Below are 14,702 nucleotides of genomic sequence, written 5' to 3'. Positions count from 1 at the left end.
GTGGCTGTGCGGCGATTAACGCGGCGCATCCGCCGCTTTCAACGACGTCGGCCGCATGTCCTGCCAGTGCGCTTCGATATAGTCGATACATTCACCGCGCGACGCCGGCCCCATCAACACGCGCCATCCCGGCGGCGTATCGGCAAACTGCGGCCACAGCGAGTACTGCTGTTGCGCGTTGACCAACACGGAGAAACGGAGACTTTCGTCATCGAACGGGTTTTGTTGTTCCTGAGTCATTTGCCTTACCTGTCTGTCAAAATGTGGAATTACTTCATTGCGGAAAGCAGCCGGCGCACGCCGTCCACCAGACCGCCGCGCCAGCAGAGCGCGTCATGTCCGCCGGAATACACGCGGTAGTCGGCACGATGCCCGGCCGCCGTCAGCGCCTGGTGCATCTGGCGATTGACGAATTCGATGTCCGCCTCCCGATCGCCGGCTTGCTGAATCACGGTGAGCGTCGGCGCGGTCGCGCCGCGCTGCCGAACCTGGCGTATCAACCAGCCTTCCTCCAACTCGTGGCGTTTTTCAAACTGGGTAACGAATTGCACCGTGGGCCACCAGAAGGAGCCGGACTGGCTCAGCACATGGCCGAAGCGCTCGGGCCAGTGCAGGCCGGCGTATAACGCCGCCAGCCCGCCGTAGCTCTGGCCGGCGACCACGGTGCGCGCCCCCTCTTCGCTGAACGGTTCGCGCCGCTGCGCCTGCGGCAGCAGTTCGTCGATCACCGCCTGCCAAAAGGCGGCGTTGCAAGGCAGCTCGTTTTCCCTGTGTTCGCCATCGATCGCATCGATCAGCAGCCAGCACGCGGGCGGCAGATGCCCTTTTGCGGTCTCGTTCTCAATCACCGGCAGCAATGCGTGCCTTTCGATCCAGTTCTGGCCGTCGAGCAGCAGCACCAGCGGGCGGTTGGCGTTGTCCGCCGCCTCGCCGCCGGCATACAGCCACACGCGCCGCCGGGTGCCCAGCCGTTCGCTGTGCCAGTGAAAAAGTTGTAGCCGCGCTTCATCCAACGGCCGATCGGCGGCCTGCCAGGCGCTTTGGTCGTCCGCGTCCGGCCCCTGAGCCAGGGAAACGGCGCGCGGGCGATAAGCCGGCCCCAGCGAGGTGCGATTCAGCGGATCGGCGATCGCCAACGGGAACAGCGATACCCACCAGGCGCGCTGCTGGCGATCGCGCAACGTTTCGTCGTCGCTGAAGACGGGAGGAAGATCCCGCGCCCTAATCGGGATCAGGCTGTAACTGCCGCGCCAGCGGCGATCGACAACGGCCGCGCCGTACCAAACGTCGGTGCCGGGGAGCCTTTTCAGGCTGCTGGGGGACGTGCTGTGATGGTCGGTAATGCCGTTGATATCGGCATAGACCCGGCATATCGGCGAGAGCCGCTCGTCGCCGGCAGGATCGCGCCATAGCCAGGTCATTCTGACGTGCTGTTCATCGTGCGCGTCGACGACAGGCGTGCCATGAGCGGCAACCTTCTGCCACCATGCGGGTTGCCCCGCCGCCGCCTCACGCAGCCAGTGCGCCGCCAATCCCTCATGGCCCTGTTCTGGCCTCTTTTCCGGCAAAAACTCCATAGCGCCCCTTACATAACGTGCGTGACTTTTACAAAACCTGACAATCGTATTGATACTCATTATCATTTTCAATACTATTTGTCGGATTTTTGCCGTCGTGCAAACGCGACGTCTCCGCGTCGACGAGGGAAAGCGTATTCATCGGCATTGCGGGGTTTATCAGGGTGGCATTACACACAAAAGTAGGCATGCAGGAGAGATAATGAATATTAGAAACAAAGGGATAGAAAACGATAGCGCAGAGGCGATGTCCGCCAACCGGCTGTTGCTGGGGGCGACGCTGGCGCTACTGCCCTTCGCGCAAAACGCTTTTGCCGCGGCGGACGAGACGATGGTGGTGACCGCCGACGCGCAGAGCAGCGTGACCGCGCCCGTCAAAGGGATCGTCGCCAAAGAGAGCGCCGCCGGCACCAAAACCGCCGCCCCGCTGAGCAAAACCCCGCAGTCCATCTCGGTGGTGACGCGCGAGCAAATGAACGACCAGGAACCGGCGTCGGTCGCCGACGCCTTGAACTACACCAGCGGGGTGATCACCACCTATCGCGGCAATTCCAACCGCAATGACGAAGTGATCAGCCGCGGCTTCCGTTACGCGCCCAAGCTGCTCGACGGCCTGCACTTTGGCCTCTCGAGCCAAAACGGCGGCGCCGGGCAGATCGATCCCTGGTTGCTGGAGCGCGTGGAAATGGTGCACGGCCCGGCCGGCGTGCTTTACGGCCAGGTCAGCCCCGGCGGCGTGGTGGTGATGACCAGCAAACGCCCTACCGCCCAGAGCATTCACGAAGTTAAATTCAGCACCGGCAACCGTCATCTGGCGGAAACGGCGTTCGACTTCGGCGGCAAACTCAACGACGACAACACCCTGTTCTATCGCCTGAACGGTATCGCCAGAACCGAACATGAGTTTGTCAAAGACAGCAAGCAGCAACGGGTGGCCATCGCCCCGGCCTTCACCTGGCTGCCGAACGAAGACACCAGTTTTACGCTGCTGACCAGCTACCAGAACGATCCGAAAGCCGGATCGCGCAACTTCCTGCCGCGCGCCGGCACGCTGTTCCCGACCAGCGCGGGCTATGTGCCCTATGACTTCAACATCAGCGAACCCAGCTTCAACAAGTCGCGGCGCGAGCAGGCGTCGATCGGCTACAGCCTCGAGCACAACTTCAGCGATGCGCTGTCGTTTACCCAGAACCTGCGTTTCACCCACCGTGATGAGGACTATAAATATCTGGTTTATAACGTAAACTCGAAGGTCAACGACCACACCGTCACCCGCATGGCGCAGCATGAAACGCAGATGACCAACGAGTTTGGCGTGGATAACCAGCTGAAGGGCCTGTTCGACACCGGCGAGGTGAAGCACACGGTGCTGGGCGGATTGGATTACCGCTACAGCCATATCGATTCGAAGATGTATCGCGATCGCGGCAACGATTACCCGATCGACTGGGCCAACCCGGTTCGCCCCAGCATCGATGGCAGCACGCTGGCGCTGGCTTCCAGCGATTTGAAGACGCTGAATCAGGTCGGGGTGTATCTGCAGGACCAGCTGGCGTGGAATAACTGGAACCTGCTGCTGTCCGGCCGTCAGGACTGGTCGCAGGTCAACACCCGCGATCGCACCAGCGGCGGCAAAGAGCAGACCTACAATGATGCCCAGTTCACCGGCCGTGCGGGCCTGCTCTACGCCTTCGACAACGGCATTTCGCCGTACGTCAGCTACAGCACCTCGTTCGATCCTAACCTGTACCCGAGCGCGCCGGGCGCCGACCCGCTCAAGCCGACCACCGGCAAACAAACCGAGGTGGGCGTGAAGTACCAGATCCCGGGCGGCAACACCCTGCTGACCCTCTCCTGGTTCGACATCACCCAGCGCAATGTGGCGTCTTACAACCGTCTCACCTCCGCCTACGAGCAGATCGGTGAGGTGAAATCCAAAGGGATTGAGGCGGAAGTGCACGCTCAGCCGACGCCGGAGATCAAGCTGATCGCCGCCTACACCTACACCGACGTGGTGACCAAAGACTCCAACTCGGCGGACGAAATCGGCCACAGCCCGGCGGGCATTCCGCGCCACGCGGCGTCCGCCTGGGGCAGCTACAGCTTCCTGAGCGGTGCGCTCAACGGCCTGACCGTCGGCAGCGGCGTGCGTTACATCGGCGATGCGCCGGCCGACGCCACCGGCCAGTACGACGTGCCGCACTACACGCTGTACGACGCCATGGTGAAATATGATCTCGGCCAGGCCTCGCCGGCGCTGCGCGGTGCGGCGCTGCAGCTCAACGTGCAGAACCTGACGGACAAGAAATACGTTTCATCCTGCAGCGGCGAGTACGCCTGCTTCTACGGCAGCGGCCGCAGCGTCATCGCTTCGGTGAACTACCGCTGGTAACGAAAAGGGGCGGCCAGCGCCGCCCTTTCTTCCACCTTTCCCGCCGCGTTTACTCTTGCTTCAATTCCCGCAGATGCTTGTACACCGTGGCGCGCCCCATCGACAGCACGTTGGCGATATAGTCCGCCGCGCTTTTGGCCTTGAACGCCCCCTGATGATAGAGATCGCTGACCAGCCGCCGTTTCTGTTCGCGGCTCAGCGCGCCGAGCGCAGCGTTCTCGCGCCGCAGCCAGTCATGCAGGAAGGTATTGATCTTCTCTTGCCAGTCGTCTTTGAACAGCTGTTGCGGCTGCGGCTGCAATCGCGTGACCGACAGGAACATATCCAGCGCGTTGCGGGCGTCCTCGAACATCGCGGTGCTCAGGTTGATGCACAGCAGATAGCTGGGGTTACCCTGCTCGTCGCGCGCGGCGATGCTCACCGAGCGCATCTTTTTGCCGTCCCAGTTCAGCTTTTCGTAGGGGCCGGTCACGTTGGCGCCGCCATCAAACGTGAAATCTTCCAGCCCCGCGTCGTCGCCCGGTTTGCGCTTCGACAGGTTGTTCGCCAGGTAGGCTATCTTGTTGGCGGCCAAATCGTGGATCACCACTTCCGCATTCGGGAAAAACAGGGCCGCGATGCCGTCGGCGACCGACCGCAACAGTTCAAGTTGAGAAGAAGAATTCGCCACGCTGGGGTGTCTCCGTATAGCCCGGTTTGGTTTGTTGTTCAGCCGCTTAGCATACCGCAGTTGCCGCCGCTTGCCGAGCGGATGGCGTTGGTTCCCCTCTCACTACCGGCTGCGCCGCAAGTGACCTTTTATCCCGACGGGGGGGCATGATTGGCCATTGCCGGTCACCGGCGAAATAACGCCCGCCCCTTCAAAGAGAAAACGGAAATAGGTTAACCACGCCGTTCACCTACCGTTTTTTATTTAAAAACCGCCCCCTTGCCAATGACATTAATAACTGCACCACCGTTATTGAATTATTGCTTCAGGCCGTTAGTGAGTTGATTAGCAAACTCCCTTATGCAAGAAAAATCTCATACAAATCATCATGTTTTGCATAAAGCAAAGCGCCAATTCGGATTATTCCTAATTATTTATTTCAGACATCAGGAATAAATTTAACCTGCAGTACTGCAATAAGGATGCAGCTTAATTTGAGTTGTATAAGCAATTTAATTTAAAGGACTTTTATTATGAATTATGAATCCAAGGCGGACTGTTCCGCCAACAGCTACATTATTGAAATTTCAAGTTTTAAACTGCCGGCCTCACTCAGCCCTGAAGCGTTTGCCGTATTGGACAAGCGCGTAGAAGAGGAATTTATCTCGAACCAGAACGGGTTTATTTCGCGTGACTCGGGCATCAGCGTAGACAATGAGCCTCGCTGGGTGAACATTGTAAAATGGGAGACGCTGTTGGATGCGGATGAAAACATCTACCAATTTACGCAAGCTTCCGCGCCGGCGTCCGTCAAAGAATATCTGGCGAGTATCGGCGCTGAACCGGTGGAATTACAACGCTATCAGCATACTGGCGCCTAATACGTATCGGATGACCACGCCACCGCGGCGCGGTCTTCTTTAAACGAAACGCTGATTCGCCAAACCAGAACGGGTGGCCGGCCGCTCGCGGTCACCCGTCCGTTTCAGGTGAACACGCTTTTCAGCCCACTCTCTGCCGCAATACAGTAAAACAACCCCGAATCACGCTTCTCGCTGCCCAGGCAAAACGCGGCGGCAGACGGCGTTTTAACAGGATTTTAACGCTGCCGAGGGGAAACGCCATTGTCAACATAGCAGTTAAATAAAATGAAACTTTTTGATCACATTCAAGCTTCTGAAAAATAGATATAAAGGGTTTTTATGCGTTTTATATGCATAAAGTATGCATGTGCCCGCTAACGCCCGGCCAAAAGTAATTAACTATTCATTTACCGCCCTGCAGGCGGCGAAAAACCGTCCGCTGGCCCGATGAGCGGGGGGCTAACAACCGGCATAATTAGTGGTAAATTTAGCGGCGCAAAGTGTTATGCGCTTGCTAATCCACGGTTAAACGAAATAAATACCTCTAAAATATAAAGGTTGGTTATGGAAAAGCTATCCTACGCTTCAGACAGCAGCACCACCGCTTGGGCTACATATCTGCAACAAATCGATCGCGTCGCCCCTTACCTCGGCGACCTCTCACGCTGGGTTGATACGCTGCGTCACCCTAAACGCGCTTTGATTGTCGATATCCCGCTGCAGATGGACGATGGCACCATCCGTCACTTCGAAGGCTTCCGCGTACAGCACAACCTGTCGCGCGGGCCGGGTAAAGGCGGTATCCGCTTCCACCCTGACGTCGATCTGAACGAAGTGATGGCCCTGTCCGCCTGGATGACCATCAAGTGTGCCGCGGTCAACCTGCCGTACGGCGGCGCCAAGGGCGGCATCCGCGTCGATCCGTTCAAACTGTCTGAAGGTGAACTGGAGCGACTGACCCGCCGCTACACCAGCGAAATCGGCTTCATCATCGGGCCACAGAAAGACATTCCTGCGCCGGACGTCGGCACCAACGCCAAAGTGATGGCCTGGATGATGGATACCTACTCCATGAACCACGGCACCACCATCACCGGCGTGGTAACCGGTAAGCCAATCCACCTCGGCGGCTCCCTGGGCCGTGAGAAAGCGACCGGCCGCGGCGTGTTCGTGACCGGCAGCGAAGTGGCCAAGCGTCTGGGCGTGCAGATCGAAGGCGCCAAAGTGGCGGTGCAAGGCTTCGGTAACGTGGGCAGCGAAGCGGCTCGCCTGTTCGTCGGCGTCGGCGCTCGCGTCGTCACCATCCAGGACCACTCCGCTACCCTGTTCAACGCCAACGGCATCGATCTGGCCGCGCTGACCGAATACCAGGCCAAGCACAAGCAGATCGCCGGTTTCCCAGGCGCCAGCGAGATCGAAAGCGAAGCGTTCTGGTCGGTTGACATGGACATCCTGATCCCTGCGGCGCTGGAAGGCCAGATCACCCGTCAGCGCGCCGAAATCCTCAGCGCCAAGCTGGTGCTGGAAGGGGCTAACGGCCCAACCTTCCCAGAAGCGGACGACATTCTGCGTTCCCGTAACATCACCGTGGTTCCGGACGTTATCTGTAACGCCGGCGGCGTAACGGTCAGTTACTTCGAGTGGGTGCAGGACATGGCGAGCTACTTCTGGAGCGAGTCCGAGATCAACGAGCGTATGGACAAGATCATGACCGACGCGATGGTCCACGTCTGGAACAAGGCCGCAGAGAAAGAGTGCAGCCTGCGCACCGCCGCTTATATCGTGGCTTGCGAGCGCATCCTGACCGCACGTAAAGAGCGTGGCATCTACCCAGGTTGATGCCCGTTTCCCGGCCTGCCCCGGCAGGCCGGATTTTCCTCAGCGCAAACAGCGTTTCAACACCTTACCGGTACTGGTCATCGGCAAGCGTTCGACAAACTCGACGATACGCGGATACTTGAACGCCGCCAGCCTCTCCCGGCTCCAGGCGATCAGCGCCTCTTCCTCGATCGGCTCCTCCGTCTCTTTCAACACCACCACCGCTTTGATCTCTTCACCCAGCGAAGGATGCTCGACACCGATCACCGCCACCAACGACACCGCCGGATGGCGAATCAGCGCCTCTTCAATCTCGCGCGGATAGACGTTGAACCCGCCGCGAATGATCATGTCCTTGGCCCGATCGACGATGAAATAGAAGCCGTCGGCATCGCGGCGCGCCAGATCGCCGGTGCGGAACCAGCCGTTTTCCAGCACTTCCGCCGTCGCCTCGGGACGGTTCAGATAGCCTTTCATGATGTTGTAGCCGCGCACCGCGATCTCTCCCACCTGATCGACACCGTCGATCGGTTGTCCGGTGACGTCGAGCAAGCGAACCTCCACGCCCCAGATCGGTTGGCCGATAGAGCCGGGTTTGGTCACGCGGTGCGGATGGTTAAAGGTGGCGACCGGGCTGGTTTCCGACAGCCCATACCCTTCGAGAATGTTGACGCCGAAGCGGCGCGAGAAATCCTCCAGGATCTGCACCGGCAGGCTGGCCCCGCCGGACACCGCCATACGCAGCGTGCTGCGCAGGCGCTCGATATCCGTATGCTCATCCAGCGCATTCAACAACGCCCAATACATGGTCGGCACGCCGGCAAAAAAGGTAATGCCGTGCCGCTGCATCAGCGCGATGGCCTGCGCGGCGTCGAAGCGTTCGACCAGCACCAGGGTGGCGGCGGCGGAAAATCCGGCATTCATCTGCACCGTCGAACCAAACGTGTGGAACAGCGGCAACGTCACCAGATGGCGATCGGGATCCGTTTCCGAGCCGTCGAACAGCCGCACCGATCCCAGCGCGTTAAGCACCAGGTTGGCGTGGGTCAACTCAGCCCCTTTGGCCCGGCCGGTGGTGCCGCTGGTATATAGCACCACCGCCGTGTCGCTTTCGAGCGTCGCGGCCGAAGCGAACTCGGTGGCCTGTGCGGCTATCGCCGTGCTGAAACGTTCGCCTTCGAGCGGCAGCCGATCGCCGATGATAAACACCTCACGGCATTGCTCCGCCTTCGCCGCCGCCCGCAGCGCCTCTTCCCCCAACGGCAGGCCGCTGCTACCTTCGAAGCAAAACAACGCCACCGCCGCCGAGTCCGCCAGGTAATAGTCGAACTCTGCGCTCTTAAGCAGAATATTGAGCGGCACCACCACCGCGCCGCTTTTGAGAATGCCGTAATAGATAGCCGGAAACTCCGGCCGATTGGGGCAGGCCAGCGCCACTCGCTCACCGGGCTGCACGCCGCGCGCGACCAGTAAATTCGCCACCCGGTTGGCCATTTCATTCAGCGCCCGATAGCTGAGCGGTATATCGTCCTGTATCACCGCCGGCCGTTCCGGCCAGGTGCGCGCACTTTCTTCAAGCAAGGTAGCCAGATTCAGCATCGGGGATCCTCCCTGGGTTGAGCGGCGAGAAAGCGCCGCAGTATCACGAGTATAGATAGGCGCTTTGCGGTTCGCATTCCCAGGGGCGCTGGGCTATACCTTAGGCATTCCCCCTCCTGCAGGAGTTGTGATCATGAGCAAGAAAAAAATCCTGATGCTGGTCGGCGACTACGCCGAAGATTACGAAACCATGGTGCCGTTTCAGGCATTGCAAATGCTTGGCCATTGGGTGGATGCCGTGTGCCCCGACAAAGCCGTCGGCGACTACATCCAGACCGCGATCCACGACTTTGACGGCGCGCAGACCTACAGCGAGAAACCCGGTCATCGTTTTACCCTGAACGCCGACTTTGCCGCCGCCAAAGAAGAACACTATGACGCGCTGTTGATCCCCGGCGGTCGGGCGCCCGAATACCTGCGCCTGAATCCCGACGTGATCGCGCTGGTGCAGGCGTTCGACGCCGCCAAAAAACCGATCGCTGCCGTTTGCCACGGCCCGCAGCTGCTGGCGGCGGCCGGGGTGTTGAAGGGCCGCACCTGCAGCGCCTACCCGGCTTGCGCCCCGGAGGTGCGGCTCGGCGGCGGCCATTATGCGGAGATCGGCATCGATCAGGCGCACGTCGACGGCAACCTGGTCACCGCCCCGGCCTGGCCGGCGCATCCGCAGTGGCTGGCGAAGTTCGCCGAGCTGCTGGAGCAGTAACCTGGCGCTAGCGCAATTGCTCGATAAGAAAATGGATGTCGTACAGCCAGCGTTTGGCGCGCGCCGAGCGCACCAGCATCGATACGCACAGCGGCCGGGTGTGTTCTTTACAGGCGGAGGGGGAAAACCAGCGCCCGGTATTGCTCGGCGGCTGGAAATACAGCTCGTGGTTGTAATTGCTGCTGTCGACGCCGAAGGTATCGAAGTAGCGGCGCATCAGCGTGTTGGAGTCGCTGAACGACAGGTTGAGCGCGGTGTTAATCTCGGTTTCCGGGGTGATGACCGCCCCCTTCTTCTGCCGCCTCGGTGCGTTGAATGCGGCGATAAGCGCGATGACCTGTTGCTGAATGTCTTCTGCCATGACGACCTCGAGCCGATATGAAGAAAAGGTGAATGCAATTATCTGTCTGACTCTGCCCGCCGCGGCGAGTTCGGGCCGCCGCGCGGGTTTTCCGTTTCTTTACACTTTCCATAAGTAAACCGCGCGCCGCCCAATTCGCGGCGCGCGCGGTCGACGGTTAGCGGCTGAGCGCCGCCTTATCGGCGATGACGCCGTCCCCCTGCCGCTCGGCGGCAACCCCGCCGCCCAACACTTTATACAGGGTCGCCTGATTGTCGTACGCGGTCTGCTGTGCGGCGATCAGCGACTGCTGCGCCGTATACAGCGTGCGGTGCGCGTCCAGCAGCGTCAGGTAGCTGTCCACGCCCTGGCGGTAACGCAGTTCGGCCAGGCGATAATATTGCTGCGCCGCCGCCACATAGCCGGTTTGCGCCGCCAACTGTTCCTGCAGCGTGGCTTTGCGCGCCAGCGCGTCGGCGGTTTCCTGAAATGCCGTCTGCACCGCTTTCTCATAGGTGGCGACATACAGGTCTTTCTGCGCCTGGGTGTAGTGGAGCTGAGCCGTGTTATAGCCGCCGCTGAAGATCGGCAGGCTGATGCTCGGGGCGAACGACCAGACGCCGGCGCCGTGGCTGAACAGCGCCGAGAGTTCACCGCTGCCCACGCCGCCGCTGGCGGTCAGGCTGATCGACGGGAAGAACGCCGCACGCGCCGAGCCGATGTTGGCGTTGGCGGATTTCAGATTATGCTCGGCCTGCAGCACATCCGGCCGCGTCAGCAGCACCTGCGAAGACACCCCGGCCGGCAGATTGCGCATGATTTCGCCGAGCGCATCGATACCGTCGGGCAGCAGGTTTTCCGGCACGCTTTGCCCCACCGCCAAATCCAGCGCGTTTTTCGCCTGCGCGGCGAGGGTGGCGTAGCTGGCGGCGTCCGATCGCGCCTGTTGATAAACGGTTTCCGCCGACGCCACGTCGACCAGCGACGAAATGCCGTGCTGTTGATTGTTGCGCGTCACGTCCAGCGAACGTTTGGCGCTTTCCATCGTCTGCTGCGCCACCGCCAGATTGCTGCGCTCGGCCGCCACCGCCACCCAGTCGGTGACGATATCGGCGATCAGCGTCAGACGGGTGCTTTTCGCCGCTTCCGAGTTGGCCAGATAGGTTTCGAACGCCGCCCGCGACAGGCTGGCGTTCTTGCCGAACAGATCCAGCTCGAACGCGCTGACGCCGCCCTGCGCTTCGTAACTCTGGCTGATGGCGGTGGCATTGCCGTTGCCGGTCAGCGAACGCCCGCGGCTGCCGTCGGCGGTGGCGTTGATCGTCGGGAACAGCGCCGAGCGCTGCTCACCGTACAGGGCGCGCGCCGAAGCGATATTGGCGATCGCCTCACGCAGATCGCGGCTGCTGTTCAGCCCCATCGCCACCACCTGCCGCAGCCTGGCGTCCTGCACATAGTCGCGCCAGGCGACGTCCGGGTAGCTCAACGCCTGTTTGCCGGCGGCCTCGCCCTGCGGCAGGTTGGCGGGCACCGGCGCCGCCGGGCGCTGGTAGTGCGGATCCAGCGACAGACACCCGCTCAGCAGCAGCGGTAAAGTTAACATCATGACTCGTTGCAACACGTTATTCTCCTGCCTGCGACGGCGAGTTGGTGGGCCGACGGGTAAACATGCGGCGCACCAACACATAAAACAGCGGTACGAAAAAGATCGCCAAGGCGGTGGCGGTGATCGTGCCGCCGATAATGCCGGTGCCGATGGCGATTCGGCTGTTGGCGCCGGCGCCGCTGGATACCGCCAGCGGCAGCACCCCGGCGGTGAACGCCAGCGAGGTCATCAGGATCGGCCGCAGGCGCATGCGCGCCGCGTGGACCGCCGCGCCAATCAGCGTTTCCCCCCGCTGGTGCATCTCCTCGGCGAACTCGACGATCAAAATGGCGTTCTTCGCCGACAGCCCGATGATGGTGAGCAGCGCCACCTGGAAGTAGATGTCGTTTTCCAGCCCGCGCAGCGTGATCGCCAGCAGTGAGCCCACCACGCCCATCGGCACCACCAACATCACCGCGAACGGAATCGACCAGCTCTCATACAGCGCCGCCAGGCACAGGAACACCACGATGAGCGAAATCGCGTACAGCGACGACGCCTGGCCGCTGGTCAGCCGTTCCTGATAGGACAGCCCGCTCCAGGAGTAGCTGCTGCCGGCGGAGTATTTCGCCGCCAGTTTCTCCATCTCGCTCATTGCCGTACCGGAACTGACACCGGCGGCGCCCTGCCCGGTGATCTCGAACGACGACAGCCCGTTATAGCGCGCCAGGTTCTCCGGCCCGTAGATCCAGTGCGAAGACGCAAAGGCGGAGAACGGCGTCATGCTGCTGGCGCCCGATGCATTGGTGCCGCGCACAAACCAGCGGTCGAGGTCTTCCGGCTTGGCGCGGTACTGCACGTCGCCCTGCATATAGACTTTTTTCACCCGGTTGCGGTCGATAAAGTCGTTGATGTAGGTGCTGCCGAACGCGCTGCTGAGGGTGCTGTTGACGTCCGCGGCGCTCAGGCCGAGTGCCTGCAGTTTGCCGTTGTCGATCGCTACCTGCAGCTGCGGGGTGTCCGGCAAGGTGTTGGCGCGCACCGCCAGCAGCGCCGGGTTGTTGCCGGCGGCGGCGACGATCTGATCGCGCATCGCCTGCAGCTCGGCGCGGGTGGTCGCCCCCTTGGCCTGCAGCTCGAAGGTAAAGCCGTCGGATTGGCCAAAGCCGTCGATCGCCGGCGGGCTCATGGAGAACACCTGGGCGTCGCGCAGCGAGGCAAAGTGCGCCATGGCGCGTTTGGCGATGGCGTCGGCGGTGTTTTCGCTGCCGCCGCGTTGGCTCCAGTCTTTGAGGCTGACGAACGCCATGCCGGCGTTTTGCCCGCTGCCGCTGAAACCGAAGCCGTTGATGGTGAAAATGGTGCTGACGTTGGCCTTTTCCTGGTCGAGAAAATAGGCGGTCACCGCCTCGCTCACCGCCGAGGTGCGCGCGTTGGTGGCGCCGGCCGGCAAGGTGTACTGCACCATCACCGAGCCCTGATCCTCGTTGGGCAGGAAGCCGGTCGGCAAACGCAGATACATTACGGCGGCGGCGATCAACAGCAGGCCGTACAGCAGCAGATAGCGCGTTGGCCGGTGGATCACTGCGCCGACCTTGTCGGCGTACTTCGCCTGCAGCCGGTCATAGCCGCGGTTGAATTTGCCCAGCAAGCCTTTGTCGGTCTGCGCGTCGTGCGCGGGTTTCAGCAACGTGGCGCACAAGGCCGGCGCCAGCGTCAACGCCAGCACCACCGACAACACCATCGAGGAGACGACGGTGATCGAAAACTGGCGGTAGATCACCCCGGTGGAGCCGCCGAAGAACGCCATCGGCAGAAACACCGCCGACAGCACCAGCGCGATGCCGACCAGCGCGCCGGTGATTTCGCGCATCGATTTCTCCGTCGCCTCGCGCGGCGGCAGCTTATCCTCGTGCATCACCCGTTCGACGTTTTCCACCACCACAATGGCGTCATCCACCAATAGCCCGATCGCCAACACCATGCCGAACAGCGTCAGGGTATTGATCGAATAGCCGAACGCCGCCAGCACGCCGAAGGTGCCCAGCAACACCACCGGCACGGTAATGGTCGGGATCAGCGTGGTGCGCAGGTTTTGCAGGAACACGAACATCACTACCACCACTAACGCCACCGCTTCAAACAGCGTTTTCACCACCTCTTCGATCGAGATGTTGATGAAGTCGGTGCTGTCTTTCGGGTAGGCCACCTTGTAGCCCTGCGGCATGGCGCTTTGGTATTCCGCCACCTTGGCCTTTACCAGCTTGGCGGTGCTCAGGGCGTTGGCGCCCGCCGCCAGCTTGACCGCGATCCCCGCCGCCGGGTGGCCGTTGAGGTGCGCGCTGGCGGAGTAGTCTTCGTTGCCCAGCTCAACCCGCGCCACGTCGCCCAGCCGCACCAGCGCCCCGTTGCTGTCGCTTTTCAGGATGATATTGCGGAACTGTTCCGGCGTTTGCAGCCGCGACTGCGCCTTCACCGTGGCGGTCAGCTGCTGGTCGGCGGCGGCCGGCAGATCGCCTATCTTGCCGGCGGACACCTGGGTGTTTTGCGCCTCGATCGCCGTCTGCACGTCGGAAGGCATCAGCGAAAAGCTCGCCAGTTTGGTCGGATCCAGCCAGATGCGCATCGCGTATTCCGAGCCGAACACCTGTACGTCCCCGACGCCCTCGATGCGCGACAGCGGATCCTGCAGGTTGCTGACCAGATAGTCGGAGATATCGGCCATCGTCGCCTTGTCGCTTTCGTCATACAGCCCGACGATCAGCAGAAAGCTGCTCTGGGATTTTTTGACCGTCACGCCCTGCGCGGTAACGGCGCTCGGCAGACGACTTTCCGCCTGCTGCACCTTGTTTTGCACCTGCACCTGAGCGATATCCGGATCGGTGCCCTGCTCAAAGGTAACGTTGATGCTGACCGAGCCGCTGGCGCTGCTGGTCGACGAGAAATACAGCAGGCCGTCCAGGCCGGTGAGCTGCTGCTCAATCACCTGGGTGACGCTGTTTTCCAGCGTTTCCGCGTCCGCGCCCGGGTAGGTGGCGGAGATGGCGATCTGCGGCGGTGAGACGTCCGGGTACTGCGAGACGGGCAATGAATTGATCGACATCAGACCGCACAGCATGATGATGATGGCGATCACCCAGGCGAATACCGGACGCCGGATAAAGAACTGCGCCATA

At 61.3% G+C, this 14,702-nt stretch carries 11 protein-coding genes; 4 read left to right on the top strand and 7 right to left on the bottom strand.

Annotated features, from left to right (window positions below; all coding sequences use genetic code 11):
* Positions 1–15: 15 nt before the first annotated feature.
* Positions 16–240, bottom strand: a complete 225-nt coding sequence (locus tag ITX55_RS02015; RefSeq protein ID WP_223084747.1) for an MbtH family protein — start codon at positions 238–240, stop codon at positions 16–18.
* 29 nt (positions 241–269) lie between these two features.
* Positions 270–1,577, bottom strand: coding sequence for an enterochelin esterase (gene fes / locus ITX55_RS02010; protein WP_255612162.1), 1,308 nt, complete (start codon positions 1,575–1,577; stop codon positions 270–272).
* 202 nt (positions 1,578–1,779) lie between these two features.
* Between fes and ITX55_RS02005 the strand changes: the two genes are divergently transcribed.
* A complete protein-coding gene (locus tag ITX55_RS02005) occupies positions 1,780–3,969 on the top strand; it encodes a TonB-dependent siderophore receptor (protein WP_042784526.1) in 2,190 nt (729 codons plus the stop codon).
* Between the two features lie 49 nt (positions 3,970–4,018).
* Here ITX55_RS02005 and ITX55_RS02000 read toward each other — a convergent pair whose 3' ends face one another.
* Positions 4,019–4,639 (bottom strand): transcriptional regulator, encoded by a 621-nt coding sequence (locus ITX55_RS02000; protein WP_042784528.1) that lies wholly within the window; start codon positions 4,637–4,639, stop codon positions 4,019–4,021.
* 512 nt (positions 4,640–5,151) lie between these two features.
* Here ITX55_RS02000 and ITX55_RS01995 point away from each other — a divergent pair.
* Both ITX55_RS01995 and ITX55_RS01990 read left to right on the top strand, forming a co-directional pair.
* On the top strand, positions 5,152–5,499 hold the full coding sequence (locus ITX55_RS01995; RefSeq protein WP_033643118.1) for an antibiotic biosynthesis monooxygenase: 348 nt from the start codon (positions 5,152–5,154) through the stop codon (positions 5,497–5,499).
* Positions 5,500–6,045: 546 nt separating this feature from the next.
* Complete coding sequence (locus ITX55_RS01990; RefSeq protein ID WP_033643119.1) at positions 6,046–7,320, top strand: Glu/Leu/Phe/Val dehydrogenase; 1,275 nt, start codon at positions 6,046–6,048, stop codon at positions 7,318–7,320.
* 39 nt (positions 7,321–7,359) lie between these two features.
* On the opposite strand, the gene ITX55_RS01985 is transcribed toward ITX55_RS01990, so the two are convergent.
* Positions 7,360–8,898 carry a long-chain fatty acid--CoA ligase gene (locus ITX55_RS01985; RefSeq protein ID WP_046898328.1) on the bottom strand — a complete coding sequence of 513 codons (1,539 nt, stop codon included), beginning with the start codon at positions 8,896–8,898 and terminating at the stop codon, positions 7,360–7,362.
* 133 nt (positions 8,899–9,031) lie between these two features.
* On the opposite strand from ITX55_RS01985, the gene ITX55_RS01980 reads away from it, so the two are divergent.
* Positions 9,032–9,601, top strand: coding sequence for a DJ-1/PfpI family protein (locus tag ITX55_RS01980; protein WP_033643121.1), 570 nt, complete (start codon positions 9,032–9,034; stop codon positions 9,599–9,601).
* A gap of 7 nt (positions 9,602–9,608) precedes the next feature.
* On the opposite strand, the gene ITX55_RS01975 is transcribed toward ITX55_RS01980, so the two are convergent.
* From ITX55_RS01975 to ITX55_RS01965, 3 genes are all read right to left on the bottom strand, one after another.
* Positions 9,609–9,962 carry a DUF1493 family protein gene (locus ITX55_RS01975; RefSeq protein ID WP_033650369.1) on the bottom strand — a complete coding sequence of 118 codons (354 nt, stop codon included), beginning with the start codon at positions 9,960–9,962 and terminating at the stop codon, positions 9,609–9,611.
* Between the two features lie 157 nt (positions 9,963–10,119).
* Positions 10,120–11,562, bottom strand: a complete 1,443-nt coding sequence (locus tag ITX55_RS01970) for an efflux transporter outer membrane subunit (protein WP_159085277.1) — start codon at positions 11,560–11,562, stop codon at positions 10,120–10,122.
* A 1-nt stretch (position 11,563) separates the two neighbouring features.
* Positions 11,564–14,701, bottom strand: coding sequence for an efflux RND transporter permease subunit (locus ITX55_RS01965; protein ID WP_108680754.1), 3,138 nt, complete (start codon positions 14,699–14,701; stop codon positions 11,564–11,566).
* Position 14,702: the final 1 nt, after the last annotated feature.

It is taken from the genome of Serratia sp. EWG9 (assembly GCF_019913725.1).
Lineage (GTDB): Bacteria > Pseudomonadota > Gammaproteobacteria > Enterobacterales > Enterobacteriaceae > Serratia > Serratia ureilytica.
Note: the sequence above shows the minus strand (reverse complement) of the source record. Positions and strands in the feature narration are given on the sequence as shown.

Bases quoted from the DNA above. Each gene is read 5' to 3' on its own strand.
- ITX55_RS02015 (WP_223084747.1), bottom strand. From the start codon at position 240: ATGACTCAGGAACAACAAAACCCGTTCGATGACGAAAGTCTCCGTTTC.
- fes (WP_255612162.1), bottom strand. From the start codon at position 1,577: ATGGAGTTTTTGCCGGAAAAGAGGCCAGAACAGGGCCATGAGGGATTG.
- ITX55_RS02005 (WP_042784526.1), top strand. From the start codon at position 1,780: ATGAATATTAGAAACAAAGGGATAGAAAACGATAGCGCAGAGGCGATG.
- ITX55_RS01995 (WP_033643118.1), top strand. From the start codon at position 5,152: ATGAATTATGAATCCAAGGCGGACTGTTCCGCCAACAGCTACATTATT.
- ITX55_RS01990 (WP_033643119.1), top strand. From the start codon at position 6,046: ATGGAAAAGCTATCCTACGCTTCAGACAGCAGCACCACCGCTTGGGCT.
- ITX55_RS01985 (WP_046898328.1), bottom strand. From the start codon at position 8,898: ATGCTGAATCTGGCTACCTTGCTTGAAGAAAGTGCGCGCACCTGGCCG.
- ITX55_RS01980 (WP_033643121.1), top strand. From the start codon at position 9,032: ATGAGCAAGAAAAAAATCCTGATGCTGGTCGGCGACTACGCCGAAGAT.
- ITX55_RS01975 (WP_033650369.1), bottom strand. From the start codon at position 9,962: ATGGCAGAAGACATTCAGCAACAGGTCATCGCGCTTATCGCCGCATTC.
- ITX55_RS01965 (WP_108680754.1), bottom strand. From the start codon at position 14,701: ATGGCGCAGTTCTTTATCCGGCGTCCGGTATTCGCCTGGGTGATCGCC.